We start from the raw sequence: 16,854 nt of genomic DNA, 5'->3' as shown, positions 1-16,854 counted from the left end.
GTCTTTCGCTCACGCTCAAGACGTCGCTTCGCTCCGCCTCTCATCTGCCCTTCGGGCATCTTCTCCCCGCTGGGGAGAAGGGGAGTTCGCGGCTGAGCCGAGTGACAAAATCAAGGTTCGCTGTGGCCGAGGCGATGCCGCGAATCTCTTCTCCCCAGCGGGGAGAAGGTGCCGGCAGGCGGATGAGGGGACGGCACGCGCCTTCGTCCAACCTGACGTAATCAGATCGGAGAACCTGACATGGCGATCATCGCAGCAGAAACGGAAGAGGGCAGCCACGACGCCCACGGCAGACGATCTTTCCACCTCTCCCCCTCCACCATCTCCTATCTCCAGGCGACGCCGCTGATCGCCATTCTCGGCTTCTTCTTCCTGCTGCCGATCGCCATGATCGCGGTCGTCAGCTTCTGGGACTATGATTTCGCCGGTCTCTATCCCGATTTCCTCACCATGAACTACACCGACACCCTCGGTTCATGGGTGACGTGGAAGACCTATCTCAACACGCTGAAATTCACCGCCATCGTCTGGGCCCTGACGCTCGTCATCGGCTTCTGGGTCGCCTATTTCCTCGCCTTCCACATCCGCAAGACCTCGACGCAGATGATCCTCTTCCTCATCTGCACGGTGCCGTTCATGACCTCTAACATCATCCGCATGATCTCCTGGATCCCCGTGCTCGGACGCAACGGCCTGGTCAATTCGGCGCTGATCAAGATGGGCATCATTCCGCAGCCGATCGAATGGCTACTCTATTCCGATTTCGCCGTCGTGCTCGCCATGGTGCACCTCTATACCCTGTTCATGGTGACGCCGATCTTCAACACGCTGATGCGCATCGACCGCTCGCTGTTCGAGGCAGCGCGCGATGCCGGCGCGTCCGGCTGGCAGGTGTTGTGGAACGTCGTCATTCCGCTTGCCAAACCCGGCATGGCGATCGGCACCATCTTCGTCGTTACGCTCGTCATGGCCGACTTTTCGACAGTGCAGGTGATGTCCGGCGGCCAGAGCGCCTCGGTGGCGCTGATGATGAAGAACCAGATGTCGTTGCTGCAATATCCAGCCGCAGCCGCCAATGCGGTGGTGCTGCTTGCCGTCGTGCTGTTGATGGTCGCCGCCATCCTGCGCGTCGTCGATATTCGCAAGGAGCTTTGAGATGAACCACGAAAAACGCGGCCTCGAATTCTATCTGCTGGCGATATTCTTCATCGTCTTCGTGCTGTTCCTCTACGGCCCGCTTTCGGCGATCCTGATCCTCTCCTTCCAGGGGCCGGACGGCGGCCTGACCTTCCCGATGAACGGCGTTTCCACGCACTGGTTCTTCAACCTGTTCGAAAAGCAGGCGGTCGGCGATTTCGGCGCCTCGTTCCGGCGCTCCTTCACCCTCGCGCTGATGGTGATGGTGGTGACTGTCGTCGTGTCGCTGCTGGCCGGCCTTGCCTTCCGCCGCCGTTTCCGCGGATCGACCGTGCTGTTCTACGCCACGGTCGCCAGCCTCGTCGTGCCGTCGATCATCATTTCGCTCGGTATCGGCGTCGTCTTTCAGGAGGGCGGGCTGAAGCCCGCCTGGTATTCGTCGGCTTTCGGCGCGCACCTGACCTGGACGCTGCCCTTCGGCGTGCTGATCATGTTTGCCGTCTTCAACCGCTTCTCGCCCGCTTACGAGGAAGCGGCGCGCGATCTCGGCGCCACGTCCTGGCAGACGTTCCGGCATGTCGTGCTGCCGATGATCGCGCCGAGCCTCATCGGCGTCGGGCTGTTCGGTTTCACGCTTTCCTATGACGAATTCGCGCGCACATTGATGACGTCGGGCAGCTACAATACGCTGCCGCTCGAAATCTACGGCATGACGACCAATGTCACGACGCCGGTGCTCTATGCGCTCGGCACGGTGACGACGCTGTTTTCCTTCACCATCATTCTCATTGCGCTCGGCATCATGACGATGCTGGGGCGGCGGCAGGCAAAGATAGATTGATATGCGCATCCTCATCGTCAATCCGAATAGCACGGTCTCCATGACCGAGAAGGCTGCGGCCGCTGCGCGCGCGGTGGCGGCGTACGGCACGGAGATCATCGCCGCGACGTCGAGCATGGGGCCCGTCTCCATCGAGGGGCATTATGACGGGGCGCTGGCGATTCCCGGCCTGCTTTCCGAACTCCGCGCGCGGCAGGTGGCGGGCTACGACGCGGCGGTCATCGCCTGCTTCGACGACACCGGGCTCGAAGCGGCGCGAAGCTTCGCGGACGTGCCGATCCTCGGTCTCTGTGAATCCGCCGTGGTCACGGCGGGTTTCCTGGCGCAGCGTTTCACCGTGGTGACGACGCTGGAGCGGTCGCGGGTGCTGATCGACAATCTGGTACGGCGCTACGGCATGGGCGACCGGGCGAAGGTGCGCGCCTCCGACATCCCGGTGCTGGAGTTGGAAGACGCGGCCTCGGGCGCGATCGGCAAGCTGAGGGCCGAGATCGAGCGGGCGCTTGCCGAAGACGGCGCCGAAGCGATCGTGCTCGGCTGCGCCGGCATGACGGATCTTGCCAGGGAATTGCAGGATATTTACGGCGTGCCCGTCGTCGACGGTGTCGCGGCCGCCGTCAAGCAGGCCGAGGCGCTGGTGTCGCTCGGGCTTTCCACCAGCAAGCGCGGCTCCTACGCCTCACCGCTGCCGAAACCCCTTATGGGCGCGATGAGCGGTTTCTCGCCGATCCCGAAAATCGGCTGAACCCATGAGCGTTTCCTTCGATTTCGAAGAGCTCAGCGAGCGCCAGCGCTACAAGCTGATGATCGGCACGATCATCCCGCGGCCGATCGCGCTGGTGACGACGGTCGACGAGCATGGCCGGATCAATGCGGCGCCCTTCAGCTTCTTCAACTGCCTGTCGGCCGATCCGCCGATCCTGGCGATCGGCGTCGAGAACAATGCCGACATGTCGTTCAAGGACACCGGCCACAATATTCGCATGACCGAGGTCTTCACGGTCAACATCGTCTCCTTGGCGATCGCCGAGGCCATGCATGTCTGCGGCGCGAAGTATCCGCGTGGCGTCGATGAGCTGAAGGAGGCGGGGCTGACGGCGGTACCTGGCGCGAAGGTGGCGTCGCCCTTCATCGCCGAGGCGCCGGCCGCCTTCGAGTGCCGACGGCATGTGACGCTGGAGCTCGGCCGTTCGCGACAGATTGTCATGGGTGAAATCGTCTACGCGCATTATCGTGACGGTGTCGTCGATCCGGAACGGCTGCATGTCGATCCGGCCGCGGTCGATGCCATTGCGCGATTGGGCGGCGATACCTGCACCACCATCCGCGATCGTTTCGAGATGCTGACGCCGAAGCTCTGACATCAGGGTGGGTCCAAGTTTTGCTTTACTTTTTCTCTCCTGATGAGAATGGTCTGCAGCGGATCATTGCAGGAGAGGAGCGCCTATCATGACAATCGACAACGATCTCAGTCGGATCGCCGAGCAGGAAAAGGCGCTCAGCTTCGACGCCTTCGATCTCACCACTGCCTGGCAGCTCGGCAAGCTTCTGCAGGAACTCGCCAGCGAGCGCGGCCTCGGCATCGCGATCGATGTGACGCTGCATTCGATGCCGGTCTTCTACGCAGCATTGCCGGGCGTGACGCCTGACAACGTCAACTGGGTGCGTCGCAAGCGCAATATGGTGCTGCGCTATTTCCGCAGCAGCTATGCCTCCGGCCTGAAGCTTAGCAAAGATGGCAAGACCGTCGAGGATAACGGGCTTGATGGCGCCGATTATGCGCCGCATGGCGGCAGTTTTCCGATCAATGTCAAGGGTACCGGCTGCATCGGCGCGGTCACCGTCTCCGGACTGCCGCAGCGCGACGACCACAATCTTGTGGTCGAAGCCTTGGCGCTGATGCTGGCGAAGGATCTCGATACGTTGCGGCTCTCTCCGCTGTGACGCGGCCGCATCTGCCGCAACAATCCGAGCACCGGCCTGCCGGCGCTCGTGGCTGAAACAGCCGTCAGAGCCTGCCGCCGGCCTCGGCGATGCCCTTCGTCAGGCTGCCGGTTGCCGGGAAGAGCGGGATGAGGCAGGCCTGCAGGGCGTGATAAATATCGCCCTTGCCGGGGAAGAGCGAATGCGAGGGAACGAGATCCTCCGTCAGTTCCTCGTGCCAGCCGCCGTTCTTATGGTCGATGAAGGCGCGTTCGATGACGTTCCAGATCTTTCGGTAGCATTCCTCGTGGTAGTCGCTCGGCAGGTGCTCGTTGAGGAAATGCGCGGCAGCCGCCCCCTCGCAGGCCGGCCACCAGAGCTTGTTGCGCTTGGCCGGCTTGTCGTTCCAGTCGAGCGTATAGAAGAAGCCGCCCTTGTCGCTGTCCCAGCCGAGCGCCATCGACTGCTCGAAGAGCGCCTTGGCCGCATCCGGCATCCATTCGATGCGTTTGTCGCCGAGCACCCAGAGTTGCAGGATGAGTCGGGCCCATTCCAGCCAGTGGCCGGGCGTCGTACCGGCCGGGCGGAACATCTCGTTCGGATGATAGTATTGCTTGTCGAGGTTCCATTCGGCGTCGAAATGTTCGGCGACGCGCCAGTCGACCGATCCGGCGGCGCGGCGGATGACGAGATCGGCGATGCTCTCGGCCTTGGTGAGGTAGTCCTTGTCGCCGGTCGCCTCGAAGGCGGCCATCAGTGCTTCGGTCAGGTGCATGTTGGAGTTCTGGCCGCGATAGGTGCCGCCGTCGAGCGGCTGCCAGTCGGCGGTGAATTCCTCGGCGATCGCGCCGTGGCGCGGTTCCCAGAACTTGGTGTTCAGGACCTCGGTGATGTCGGCAACCATGCCGTCGGCGAGCGGATGGCCGATCGTCTTGGCGGATGAGGCGGCGAGCAGCACGAAGGCGTGGCCATAGCCCTGCTTGTTGCTGTCGACCGGACCATTCTTGTCGAGCGACCAGAAATAGCCGCCATTCTCTAGGTCGCGGTGATGGTTCCAGAGATAGTCCATGCCGTGGTCGACGAGGTCGGCAGCACCCGGACGGCCGAGCAGCGCGCCGATGGCAAAGCAATGCACGGCGCGCGCCGCAATATGGATGCTGCGGATCTGCCCCTCGGCGTCGAGCGGCTTGCCGGTGTCGTCGAGGTCGTAGAAGCCGCCCTTGGGATTGACCGAATTGTGCTGGAAGAAATCGAAGAGCCCGTTTGCCTGGTCAAGTAGCCAGGCGCGGTGATAGGCGCGGCTCGTCCAGTTTCCAAGCGCGGCGTTGCCGGTTGCGGGTGCCATGATACTTCTCCGATTTGGTGGGCAATGCGTATCAACTGCCTATATAGAGGCCGTTCAAGCCTGTCATCTGGTGAGGCTTGCAAAGCACGAAATCGACAGGCATATATTGACATAAAGATATCTTTATGTGATTTGGACTGTCTGGTCTTACGACGTCAAGGAGCCTCCCGTGTTTGACAACCTCTTTGGTCCGGAAACGGGCAAGCGTGACGGCAATGAAGTTTTCGCAGCGCTGCGCAAAGCCGCGAGCGAACGCATCCTTGTCCTCGACGGCGCCATGGGCACGCAGATCCAGGGCCTCGGCTATGACGAAGACCAGTTTCGCGGCACCCGCTTCATCGGCTGCGCTTGCCATCAGAAAGGCAATAACGACCTTCTGATCCTGACCCAGCCGGATGCGATCGAAGAGATCCATTACCGCTACGCCAAGGCTGGCGCCGATATCCTCGAGACCAACACCTTCTCCTCGACCCGCATCGCGCAGGCCGATTACCAGATGGAAGGCGCGGTTTACGACCTCAACAAGGAGGGCGCCGAGATCGTCCGCCGCGCGGCTCTGCGGGCCGAGCGCGAGGACGGCCGCCGCCGCTTCGTTGCCGGCGCCATCGGTCCGACCAACCGCACTGCCTCGATCTCGCCGGATGTCAATAATCCCGGCTTCCGCGCCGTCACCTTCGACGATCTGCGCTCCGCCTATGGCGAGCAGATCGACGGGCTGATCGATGGCGGCGCCGACATCATCCTCATCGAGACGATCTTCGACACGCTGAACGCCAAGGCCGCGATCTTCGCCTGCGAGGAGCGCTTCGAGGCCAAGGGGGTGCGCCTGCCGGTGATGATCTCCGGCACGATCACCGACCTTTCCGGCCGCACGCTCTCCGGCCAGACGCCGTCGGCTTTCTGGAACTCGGTGCGCCACGCCAATCCTTTCACGATCGGGCTGAACTGCGCGCTCGGCGCCAATGCGATGCGTCCGCATCTGCAGGAGCTTTCGGGCGTCGCCGACACCTTCATCTGCGCCTATCCGAATGCCGGCCTGCCCAACGAATTCGGCCAGTATGACGAAACACCGGAGCTGATGGCGGCCCAGATTGACAGCTTCGCTCGCGAAGGCCTGGTCAACATCGTCGGCGGCTGCTGCGGCTCGACGCCGGAACATATCCGGGCGATTGCCGAGACCGTCGCCAAGTACAAGCCGCGGCCGATCCCCGAGCACCGTCCTTTCATGTCATTGTCAGGCCTCGAACCCTTCGAGCTGACCAAGGATATTCCCTTCGTCAACGTCGGCGAGCGCACCAATGTCACCGGCTCGGCGAAGTTCCGCAAGCTGATCACCAATGCCGACTACACGGCAGCACTCGATGTCGCGCGCGACCAGGTCGAAAACGGCGCGCAGGTGATCGACATCAACATGGATGAAGGCCTGATCGATTCCGAAAAGGCAATGGTCGAGTTCCTCAACCTGATCGCCGCCGAGCCCGACATCGCCCGCGTGCCTGTCATGATCGACTCGTCGAAATTCTCGATCATCGAATCCGGCCTGAAGCGTGTGCAGGGCAAGCCGATCGTCAACTCGATCTCGCTGAAGGAAGGCGAGGAGAATTTTCTCGCCCAGGCGCGCCTGCTGCGCAATTACGGCGCTGCCGTCGTCGTCATGGCCTTCGACGAGACGGGGCAAGCGGACAATTACGACCGCAAGGTCGAGATCTGCACGCGTGCCTATAAGCTTTTGACCGAAAAGATCGGTTTCCCGCCGGAGGATATCATCTTCGACCCGAACATCTTCGCGGTCGCGACCGGCATCGAAGAACACAATAATTACGGCGTCGATTTCATCGAGGCGGCGCGGACGATCCGTGAGCGCATGCCGCTCGTGCATATCTCCGGCGGCGTCTCCAACCTGTCCTTCTCGTTCCGCGGCAACGAGCCGGTGCGCGAGGCGATGCATGCCGTGTTCCTCTACCACGCCATCCAGGCGGGCATGGACATGGGCATCGTCAATGCCGGCCAGCTCGCCGTCTATGACAACATCGATCCGGAGCTGCGCGAAGCCTGCGAGGACGTGGTGCTGAACCGCCGTGCCGACGGCACCGAACGGCTGCTCGAAGTGGCCGAACGTTTCCGTGGCGCCGGGGCAAAGGAGGGGCGTGTCCAGGACCTCTCCTGGCGCGAATGGAGCGTCGAGAAGCGTCTCGAGCATGCGCTGGTGAACGGCATCACCGAATATATCGAGGCCGATACGGAGGAGGCGCGCCGGCAGGCCGCCCGGCCGTTGCACGTCATCGAAGGGCCGCTGATGGCTGGCATGAACGTCGTCGGCGACCTGTTCGGCTCGGGCAAGATGTTCCTGCCGCAGGTGGTCAAGTCGGCGCGCGTCATGAAGCAGGCCGTTGCCGTCCTGCTTCCCTACATGGAAGAGGAAAAGCGTCTCAACGGCGGTGATGACCGTCAGTCGGCCGGCAAGATCCTGATGGCGACCGTCAAGGGCGACGTGCACGATATCGGCAAGAATATCGTCGGGGTCGTGCTCGCCTGCAACAACTACGAGATCGTCGACCTCGGCGTCATGGTGCCGGCGACGAAGATCCTCGAAACGGCGATCGCCGAAAAGGTCGACGTCATCGGCCTTTCCGGTCTGATCACGCCGTCGCTCGACGAGATGGTGCATGTTGCGTCCGAGATGGAACGGCAGGGCTTCGAGATCCCGCTCCTGATCGGTGGTGCCACCACCAGCCGCGTGCATACGGCGGTGAAGATCCATCCCGGCTACAACAAGGGCCAGGCGGTCTACGTCACCGATGCGAGCCGCGCCGTCGGCGTCGTCTCGGCGCTGCTTTCGCCGGAGACGCGCCAGGGCTATGTCGACGATATAAGAGCCGAATATGCCAAGGTGGCGGCCGCGCATGCTCGAAGCGAAGCCGAGAAGGTGCGCCTGCCGCTGGCACGAGCTCGCGAGAACGCGCATAAGATCGACTGGTCGGCCTACAAGCCGACGAAGCCTGAGTTCTTCGGCACACGGGTGTTCGAGGATTATGACCTGGCCGAACTCGCGAAATACATCGACTGGACGCCGTTCTTCCAGACCTGGGAATTGCGCGGCCGTTTCCCTGCCATTCTCGAGGACGAGAAACAGGGCGAGGCGGCGCGTGCGCTCTGGGCCGATGCCCAGGCCATGCTCAAGAAGATCATCGACGAGAAGTGGTTCCGTCCGCGCGCCGTCATCGGCTTCTGGCCGGCCGGCGCCGTCGGCGACGACATCCGCCTGTTTACCGACGAGAGTCGCAGCCAGGAGCTTGCCACCTTCTACACGCTTCGCCAGCAGCTTTCGAAACGGGACGGGCGGGCGAATGTAGCGCTGTCGGATTTCGTCGCGCCTGTCACAAGCGGTGTGCAGGATTATGTCGGCGGCTTCGTGGTGACGGCCGGTATCGAGGAAATCGCCATCGCCGAACGCTTCGAGCGGTCGAATGACGACTATTCCTCGATCCTCGTCAAGGCGCTGGCCGACCGCTTCGCCGAAGCCTTTGCCGAGCGCATGCACGAGCAGGTGCGGCGCGAATATTGGGGCTATGCGAGCGATGAGCACCTCAGCAACGAGGATCTCATCGGCGAAGCCTATGCCGGGATCCGTCCGGCGCCGGGTTATCCCGCTCAGCCTGACCACACCGAGAAGAAGACTCTCTTCAAGCTGCTCGATGCGGAGAAAGCTGCCGGCGTGAAGCTGACGGAGAGCTATGCGATGTGGCCCGGCTCGTCAGTCTCCGGTCTTTATATCGGCCACCCCGACTCCTATTATTTCGGCGTCGCCAAGGTGGAGCGCGATCAGGTCGAAGATTATGCCAAGCGCAAGGGCATGGACGTTTCCGAAGTCGAGCGCTGGCTTGGACCGGTGCTCAACTACGTGCCGCGCAAGGCGGACGAGGAAATCGACGACGCAGCATAAGACCGTTGCCACCGTCATAATGCAATGAATCTAGATACATGAAGCCGGAAAGTGATTCACTTTCCGGCTTCATGTGTTGATATGGCTCGATTTGTTCGCGGTTGGGTGTCGGCCCTATGTCACCCTATCGTCAGCTCGGCGACGAAATCATAGGCATCGCCGCGATAGAGCGAGCGGGTGAATTCCACGGCGCGGCCGGAGCCGAGATAGGAGATGCGCTCGATCGACAGGCCGGCGGCGCCGACGGGGACGCCGAGAAGCTGGGCGTCGGCCTCCTTCATGTTGGTCGCCGAAATACGCTGCACCGCGCGCACCGGACGGACCTGCAGGCGTTCGAGTTCGGCATAGAGCGAGTTGGTGACAACAGAGGGATCGGGCAGGAATTCGCCGGAAACGCTGGCATTTTCAATCGCCAGTGGCTGGTCGTCGGCGATGCGCAGGCGGGAGAGACGCGACACCTTCACGTCGGTGCCCAGCCCGAGGATCATCATCTCGTCGGGCGAGGGGGTATGGATGCCCTTGTGCAGCCATTCGGAGCGGGAGGACATGCCGCGGCGCGCCATGTCCTCGGTGAAGGAGGTGAGCTGCGACAGGCGCTGCTCGACCTTGGAAACCGGTTTGGCGACGAAGGTGCCGGAGCCGTGGCGGCGCACCAGGAGGCCGTCGGCGACGAGTTCGTCGATCGCCTTGCGCACCGTGACGCGGCTGACAGCGGCAAATTCGGCGATATCGCGTTCCGGCGGCAGCGCATCGCCGTGGCCGAGCGTGCCGGCGCGCACGGCCTCTTCGAGCGTGCGGCGAAGTTTGACATACAGCGGGCCGGTGCCGGCGGCCTGCAGGCGCTGCAGGGAAAGAAGGGTAGCGAGGTCGTCGGTCATGCCGCACCTCTCTGGCGGTCGTTCGAAAGCTTGCCGGCAAGTTCCACCGCACCCTGCAGGGCATCACCCTTGGGACTGGCAAGCCGCGATCTGTAACGTTCGGAAAGCCAAGGCTGATAGGCTCCGGCCAAGCCGCCAAGCAGGCAGATGGACGGGCATTCGGGCCAAAGCAGTGCGTCAAGGCTTTCGCCGATCGCCGCTGCCGCATCCGTGACGATTCCGACCGCGACGGCATCGCCTTTGGCCGCATGTTCGAAGACAATGGGCGCATAGCGAGCAAAATCCGTCGGTCTTGCCGAATGCGCGAATTCGACGATGCGCTCAGGGTCGTTGCCGTATTCGGTCATCAGCGCTTCGGTGATCGCAGAAGCCGGACGCACACCGTCGTGGGCGAGCAGCGACCGCTCCATGAGATCGCGGCCGAGGCGGGCGCCGCTTGCCTGGTCGCCGACGATGAAGCCCCAGCCGCCGATGCCGCGCAGGCGGCCATCCCGCCGGGCATTATAGACCGAGCCGGTGCCGAAGGCGCCGACGATGCCGTCGTCGTCACCAAGCGCGCCCTGCAGCGCGATCAGCGCATCGGTGACGACCCGGCCTTCGGCAAAGGGCAGGGCCTTTTCGATTCGCTCGCCGTAGTCCGTTACATTGGCGCCGGCGACGCCGACGACTGAGGCAACGGACGAGATTGTTTCATCAGCAAGCCGGGCATTGCGCAGCGCCTGCCGTGCAGATTCGACGATGTTGAGAAGAGAGTTTTCAAAGTCGGACAGAATATTGGCCGGGCCCGCTTTGCCGCGGCCGATGATATTTCCGTTTCTGTCCGCGACCGCGGCGCGGCAGCTCGTTCCGCCGCCGTCTATGCCGATTGCAAGCTCCGTCATCGGGCCTCCGAATACGCGTTCCCTATGTTTTTTATTACAATACCAAAAAAATACCATTTACCAAGTGGGGATGATCGAGAAAATACCACTTTTTATCTAGTTGGTTTTGTTCAGTAAAATATTTTAAAGAATTTTTGAAGGCCGAAAAGTTAAAATCGACTGGACAATTGGTATTTTTTTGGCCTTAATTCGGGAAAAGGGAACAGCACATCGAAGCCCGCGAAAACCGGCAGCAAAGCCAAGCCGGAACTGCTTCGAGGATGATCGAGAGAACGACCCTCCGCCTGTTGGGCTGGTGGCGAAGTTCGGCATCCATCGGCTTTTCCCGATCAATTTTGCCGCGCCTGATGCAGGTCATGGGGCAGCGCGCAGTCCGGCCGCAAGCGATCCGCCTCTGCGTCCGTCGAGCTTTCGGGGCTGGCAGGTGCTGGCGGCCCTCCAAGAGGCGTTGGGTGTTTCCTCAAGCACACCAATTGCTTGTTTCAGATCGAAAACAGCGCCTTGCGGCGCTCAAAACACAGGAGAGGGAAATGAAAAACACTGCTCTTAAAAGCTTGCTGCTTGCCTCCAGCCTGCTGACGTCGGCCGGTCTCGTGCATGCCGCCGACGTTACGCTGACGGTCGAAAGCTGGCGTAACGACGACCTGCAGATCTGGCAGGAGAAGATCATTCCGGCCTTCGAAGCCAAGAACCCGGGTATCAAGATCGTCTTCTCGCCGACCGCGCCGACCGAATACAATGCCTCGCTGAACGCCAAGCTCGATGCCGGCTCCGCAGGCGACATCATCACCTGCCGTCCGTTCGACGCTTCGCTGGAACTCTTCAACAAGAAGCAGCTCGTGGACATCACCAGCCTGCCAGGCATGGAGAATTTCTCAGCCGTCGCCAAGGCCGCCTGGACCACCGACGACGGCAAGTCGACCTTCTGCGTGCCTATGGCTTCGGTCATCCACGGCTTCATCTACAACAAGGATGCTTTCGACAAGCTCGGCATCTCGGTGCCGAAGACGGAAGACGAGTTCTTTGCAGCGCTCGACAAGATCAAGGCCGACGGCACCTACATTCCGCTCGCCATGGGCACGAAGGACCTCTGGGAAGCCGCGACCATGGGCTACCAGAACATCGGCCCGAACTACTGGAAGGGGGAAGAGGGTCGCGAAGCGCTGATCGCCGGCAAGCAGAAGCTGACCGATCCGGAATGGGTCAAGCCCTACGAAGAGCTTGCCAAGTGGAAGCCCTATCTCGGCGACGGTTTCGAAGCCCAGACCTATTCGGACAGCCAGAACCTCTTCACGCTCGGCCGTGCCGCGATCTATCCGGCCGGTTCCTGGGAAATTGCGCTGTTCAACACGCAGGCCCAGTTCAAGATGGGTGCCTTCCCGCCGCCGGTGCCGAAGGCCGGTGACCAGGGCTACATCTCCGACCATCCTGATATCGGCGTCGCCCTGAACGCGAAGAGCACGCATGCCGAGGAAGCCAAGAAGTTCCTCAGCTGGGTCGCTTCGCCCGAATTCGCCGATATCTACGCGAATGCGCTGCCGGGCTTCTTCAGTCTGAACTCCAACCCGGTCAAGATGTCCGATCCCCTTGCTCAGGAGTTCGTCTCCTGGCGCGGCCCGTACAAGTCGACCGTGCGTTCGACCTACCAGATCCTGTCGCGCGGCACGCCGAACCTCGAAAACGAGACCTGGGTGGAGTCAGCTAATGTGATCAACGGCACGGATACGCCCCAGGTCGCCGCCCAGAAGCTGCAGAAAGGCCTCGACAGCTGGTACAAGCCGGCCAAGTGATGTGGTGAGGGGCTGCGTCTGCAGCCCCTCATCCGGCCTGCCGGCCACCTTCTCCCCGCTTGCGGGGAGAAGGAGACTCGCAGCGACCTTTCAGCCCGTTTAGCAGCCCAGCAGGCGTTGCCTCTCTCCCTGCCGGCAGAGAGTTCGGGTGAGGCGCAACATCTTCCATCTGCGTCCGCACGATTGCGGCCAGTCGACGAGAACAGGCAAAAGCCATGAGCCAAACCGACAACGCGGCCGATATCGTCCCGATCAAGCGCCCGGTGCGCTGGCACATCTTCGTTTTCATGCTGCCCGCGGTGATCGTCTATTCCGCCATCATGGTGCTGCCGCTCATCGAAACGCTCCGGCTTTCACTCTACAATACGGTCGACGGGCAGCCGACCTTCGTCGGACTCGCGAATTTCAAGGTTCTGTTCGGCGATCCGCGCTGGGCGCATGATTTCTGGAATGCGCTCGTCAACAACCTGATCTTCTTCGCCATCCACATGTGCGTGCAGAACCCGATCGGCATTGCGCTGGCGGCCCTGCTTTCGGTGCCGAAGCTGCGCGGTGTCGCCTTCTACCGCACGGCAATGTTCCTGCCGACGCTGCTTTCCTTCGTCATCGTCGGCTTCATCTGGAAGCTGATCCTCTCGCCGATCTGGGGTGTGGCACCCTGGATGCTCGATCTCATCGGGCTCAAATTCCTGTTCGCGCCCTGGCTCGGCAAGCCCGGCTCGGCGCTGATCGCCGTGTCGCTGATCTCCAACTGGCAATATATCGGCATTCCGATGATGCTGATCTATGCCGCGCTGCTCAGCATCCCCGAAGAGGTGATCGAGGCGGCCGAATGTGACGGCGTCACCGGCTGGGCGCAGTTCTGGAAGATCAAGCTGCCGCTCATCCTGCCGGCAATCGGCATCATCTCGATCCTGACTTTCGTCGGCAATTTCAATGCCTTCGACCTGATCTACACGGTGCAGGGGGCGCTTGCAGGGCCCGATATGTCGACCGATATTCTCGGCACGCTGCTTTACCGCACCTTCTTCGGTTTCCAGCTTCAGCTCGGCGACCGCTCGATGGGCGCGACGATCGCCACCGTGATGTTCCTCATCATCCTCGCCGGCGTCTCGCTTTATCTCTTCGTCATCCAGCGGCGCATGCGTCGCTACCAGTTCTGAGGAGCGCGCATGTCCAAGGCACGCACATCTCCCATCCGCACCGGCCTCGTGCATCTGGCGCTCAGCGCCTACACACTGGTCGCGCTGTTTCCCGTGTTCCTGACCATCGTCAACTCGTTCAAGGATCGAGCCTCGATCTTCCGCGAGCCGCTGATGATCCCGACGCCGTCGACTTTCAGCCTGGTCGGCTATCAGACGGTGCTCGGGCAGGGCGATTTCGCCACCTATTTCCAGAACAGCTTCATCGTGACCATCGTCTCGATCCTGCTGGTGCTGCTCTTTGGCGCCATGGCCGCCTTCGCGCTATCGGAATACCGCTTCCGCGGCAATCTGCTGCTCGGGCTCTATATGGCGATCGGCATCATGATCCCGATCCGGCTCGGCACGGTGGCGATCCTGCAGGGCATGGTGGCGGCCGGCCTCGTGAATACGCTGACGGCGCTGATCCTCGTCTATACCGCGCAGGGCATACCGCTGGCGATCTTCATCCTGTCGGAATTCATGCGCACGGTCTCGGACGATCTGAAGAACGCCGGGCGTATCGACGGGCTCTCGGAATATGCGATCTTCTTCCGCCTGGTGCTGCCGCTGGTGCGACCTGCCATGGCGACGGTTGCCGTCTTCACCATGATCCCGATCTGGAACGATCTCTGGTTCCCGCTGATCCTGGCGCCTGCCGAAGCGACCAAGACCGTGACGCTCGGTTCGCAGATTTTCATAGGCCAGTTCGTCACCAACTGGAATGCGGTGCTGGCGGCCCTGTCGCTCGCGATCCTGCCGATCCTGATCCTCTACGTCATCTTCTCGCGGCAGCTGATCCGCGGCATCACCTCGGGAGCCGTCAAGTGAGCCAGGAAAAACCGATCCGCGTTCTTGTCGCCGGCCTCGGCAATATGGGCCGCAGCCATGCGCTTGCCTATCACAACGATCCAGGTTTCGAGATTATCGGTCTGGTCAACCGCTCCCTCGCGAAGCTGGAGCCCGAACTGCGGGCCTATACGGTTCATCCCGATTTCATGACGGCGCTTGCCGAACTGAAGCCGGATCTCTGCTCGATCAACACCTATTCCGACAGCCATGCCGATTATGCCGTCGCCGCCTTCGAGGCCGGTTGCCATGTCTTCGTGGAGAAACCACTGGCGACCACCGTCGCCGACGCCGAGCGGGTGGTCGCCGCGGCGAAGAAAGCCGGGCGCAAGCTGGTGATCGGCTATATCCTTCGCCACCACCCGTCCTGGACGAAACTGATCGAGGAAGCGCGCAAGCTCGGCCCGCCTTACGTCTTCCGCATGAACCTCAACCAGCAGTCCAGCGGCCCTACCTGGGCGACGCACAAGTCGCTGATGCGTACGACCTCGCCGATCGTCGATTGCGGCGTGCATTATGTCGACGTCATGTGCCAGATCACCGATGCCAGGGCCGTCGAGGTGCGCGGCATGGGGCTGCGCCTCTCCGACGAGATTGCCGCCGACATGTACAATTACGGTCAACTGCAGGTGCTCTTCGAGGATGGTTCGGTCGGCTGGTACGAGGCTGGCTGGGGGCCGATGATTTCGGAGACCGCCTTCTTCGTGAAGGACGTGATATCGCCGAAGGGCGCGGTGTCGATCGTCATGGATCCGGACGCCAAGTCCGACGATATCGACACCCACACCAAGACGTCGGTGATCCGTCTGCATACGGCCGAAACCGGCCCCGACGGCAAGTTCATCCGGCCCGACCAGGACATGAGGATGACAGGCGAGCCCGGTCATCAGGCACTCTGCGACCTGGAACAGGCCTTCATGCTGAGGGCGATCCGCGAGGATCTGAACCTCGATCGCCACATGGCGGATGCGGTGGCGTCGCTACGCATCTGCCTTGCCGCCGACGAGAGCGTGCGTACCGGCCAGCCGGTCAGACTGTAAGGGAAAGACAGTGGGATCACTTCAACTCAAATCCATCCGCAAGACCTATGGCACGCATGAGGTGCTGAAGGGCATCGATCTCGAGGTCAAGGACGGCGAATTCGTCATCTTCGTCGGGCCGTCGGGGTGCGGGAAGTCGACGCTGCTGCGCAGCATTGCGGGCCTCGAGGACGTCACCTCGGGCGCCGTCGTCATCAACGGTCGCGACGAGACGCTGACGCCGCCGGCCAAACGCGGCATCGCCATGGTGTTCCAGTCCTATGCACTCTACCCGCATCTGACAGTCAAGGACAATATGGGGCTCGGCCTCAAGCAGGCCGGTACGCCGAAGGACGAAATCGACAAACGTGTCGGCAAGGCTTCCGGCATGCTGTCGCTCGCGCCCTATCTGGCGCGGCGGCCGGCCGAACTATCGGGCGGCCAGCGCCAGCGCGTTGCGATCGGCCGCGCCATTGTGCGCGAACCGGAACTCTTCCTGTTTGATGAGCCGCTGTCGAACCTCGATGCGGCGCTGCGTGTGCAGACCCGGCTCGAAATCGCCCGGCTGCACCGCAGCCTGAAGGCGACGATGATCTATGTCACCCATGATCAGGTCGAGGCGATGACGCTCGCCGACAAGATCGTCGTGCTGAATGCCGGCACGATCGAGCAGATCGGCTCGCCGATGGAGCTTTACAACCGTCCGGCCAATGTCTTCGTTGCCGGCTTTATCGGTTCACCGCAGATGAATTTCATTGCGGCCGAAAAGGTTGGTGATCACAGCGCCAAGACAATCGGCGTGCGTCCCGAGCATATGACACTGTCGCGCGAGCAGGGGAGCTGGGCGGCGAAAGTCGTGCATGTCGAGCATCTGGGTGCCGACACGATCATCTATCTCGAATCCGACCAGTGCGGCCTGCTGACGGCCCGCCTCTTCGGTGAACACCAATACGAGCCCGATGAGATCGTCTACGCCACGCCGGATCAGGCGCGCGTGCATCGCTTTGACGCTGACCATCGGGCGATCCGCTGAGCAATTGAAATAATAGCCGCAATAAAAAAAAGCG

At 61.9% G+C, this 16,854-nt stretch carries 14 protein-coding genes; 11 read left to right on the top strand and 3 right to left on the bottom strand.

All coding sequences use genetic code 11. From position 1 onward, the window contains the following. The first annotated feature begins 240 nt into the window (after positions 1-240). The 5 genes from RHE_RS14860 to RHE_RS14840 all read left to right on the top strand — a co-directional run bounded on the left by RHE_RS14860 (position 241) and on the right by RHE_RS14840 (position 3,922). Positions 241-1,155, top strand: coding sequence for an ABC transporter permease (locus RHE_RS14860; RefSeq protein WP_011426151.1), 915 nt, complete (start codon positions 241-243; stop codon positions 1,153-1,155). Position 1,156: 1 nt separating this feature from the next. Beyond that, the gene (locus tag RHE_RS14855) at positions 1,157-1,978 is read left to right on the top strand and encodes an ABC transporter permease (RefSeq protein ID WP_011426150.1); all 822 of its coding nucleotides are present in this window, start codon (positions 1,157-1,159) and stop codon (positions 1,976-1,978) included. A gap of 1 nt (position 1,979) precedes the next feature. After that, entirely contained in the window at positions 1,980-2,723 is a 744-nt protein-coding gene (locus tag RHE_RS14850; RefSeq protein ID WP_011426149.1) for an aspartate/glutamate racemase family protein, read from the top strand. 4 nt (positions 2,724-2,727) lie between these two features. After that, positions 2,728-3,339 carry a flavin reductase family protein gene (locus tag RHE_RS14845; protein ID WP_011426148.1) on the top strand — a complete coding sequence of 204 codons (612 nt, stop codon included), beginning with the start codon at positions 2,728-2,730 and terminating at the stop codon, positions 3,337-3,339. A gap of 88 nt (positions 3,340-3,427) precedes the next feature. After that, on the top strand, positions 3,428-3,922 hold the full coding sequence (locus RHE_RS14840; RefSeq protein WP_011426147.1) for a heme-degrading domain-containing protein: 495 nt from the start codon (positions 3,428-3,430) through the stop codon (positions 3,920-3,922). Positions 3,923-3,986: 64 nt separating this feature from the next. On the opposite strand, the gene RHE_RS14835 is transcribed toward RHE_RS14840, so the two are convergent. After that, entirely contained in the window at positions 3,987-5,246 is a 1,260-nt protein-coding gene (locus RHE_RS14835) for an AGE family epimerase/isomerase (RefSeq protein ID WP_011426146.1), read from the bottom strand. A 169-nt stretch (positions 5,247-5,415) separates the two neighbouring features. Between RHE_RS14835 and metH the strand changes: the two genes are divergently transcribed. Further along, positions 5,416-9,189, top strand: coding sequence for a methionine synthase (gene metH, locus RHE_RS14830; protein ID WP_042118777.1), 3,774 nt, complete (start codon positions 5,416-5,418; stop codon positions 9,187-9,189). 119 nt (positions 9,190-9,308) lie between these two features. Here metH and RHE_RS14825 read toward each other — a convergent pair whose 3' ends face one another. Both RHE_RS14825 and RHE_RS14820 read right to left on the bottom strand, forming a co-directional pair. Beyond that, the gene (locus RHE_RS14825; protein WP_011426144.1) at positions 9,309-10,067 is read right to left on the bottom strand and encodes a GntR family transcriptional regulator; all 759 of its coding nucleotides are present in this window, start codon (positions 10,065-10,067) and stop codon (positions 9,309-9,311) included. Next, the gene (locus RHE_RS14820; protein ID WP_011426143.1) at positions 10,064-10,948 is read right to left on the bottom strand and encodes an N-acetylglucosamine kinase; all 885 of its coding nucleotides are present in this window, start codon (positions 10,946-10,948) and stop codon (positions 10,064-10,066) included. Before RHE_RS14820 ends, RHE_RS14825 begins: the two co-directional genes overlap by 4 nt. 530 nt (positions 10,949-11,478) lie before the next feature. Here RHE_RS14820 and RHE_RS14815 point away from each other — a divergent pair. The 5 genes from RHE_RS14815 (at position 11,479) to RHE_RS14795 (ending at position 16,820) form a co-directional block, all read left to right on the top strand. Continuing rightward, positions 11,479-12,738, top strand: coding sequence for an ABC transporter substrate-binding protein (locus tag RHE_RS14815; protein ID WP_011426142.1), 1,260 nt, complete (start codon positions 11,479-11,481; stop codon positions 12,736-12,738). 215 nt (positions 12,739-12,953) lie between these two features. After that, positions 12,954-13,901 (top strand): carbohydrate ABC transporter permease, encoded by a 948-nt coding sequence (locus RHE_RS14810; RefSeq protein WP_011426141.1) that lies wholly within the window; start codon positions 12,954-12,956, stop codon positions 13,899-13,901. Positions 13,902-13,910: 9 nt separating this feature from the next. After that, positions 13,911-14,750 (top strand): carbohydrate ABC transporter permease, encoded by an 840-nt coding sequence (locus RHE_RS14805; RefSeq protein ID WP_004678195.1) that lies wholly within the window; start codon positions 13,911-13,913, stop codon positions 14,748-14,750. After that, on the top strand, positions 14,747-15,808 hold the full coding sequence (locus RHE_RS14800; RefSeq protein WP_011426140.1) for a Gfo/Idh/MocA family protein: 1,062 nt from the start codon (positions 14,747-14,749) through the stop codon (positions 15,806-15,808). Before RHE_RS14805 ends, RHE_RS14800 begins: the two co-directional genes overlap by 4 nt. Before the next feature lie 10 nt (positions 15,809-15,818). Further along, positions 15,819-16,820: an ABC transporter ATP-binding protein gene (locus RHE_RS14795; RefSeq protein WP_042118774.1), complete on the top strand. Its 1,002-nt coding sequence runs from the start codon at positions 15,819-15,821 to the stop codon at positions 16,818-16,820. Positions 16,821-16,854: the final 34 nt, after the last annotated feature.

The organism is Rhizobium etli CFN 42, from assembly GCF_000092045.1.
GTDB classification, from domain to species: Bacteria; Pseudomonadota; Alphaproteobacteria; order Rhizobiales; family Rhizobiaceae; genus Rhizobium; species Rhizobium etli.
The sequence above is the reverse complement of the archived record's forward strand: the minus strand, read 5'-3'. Positions and strand labels throughout refer to the sequence as shown.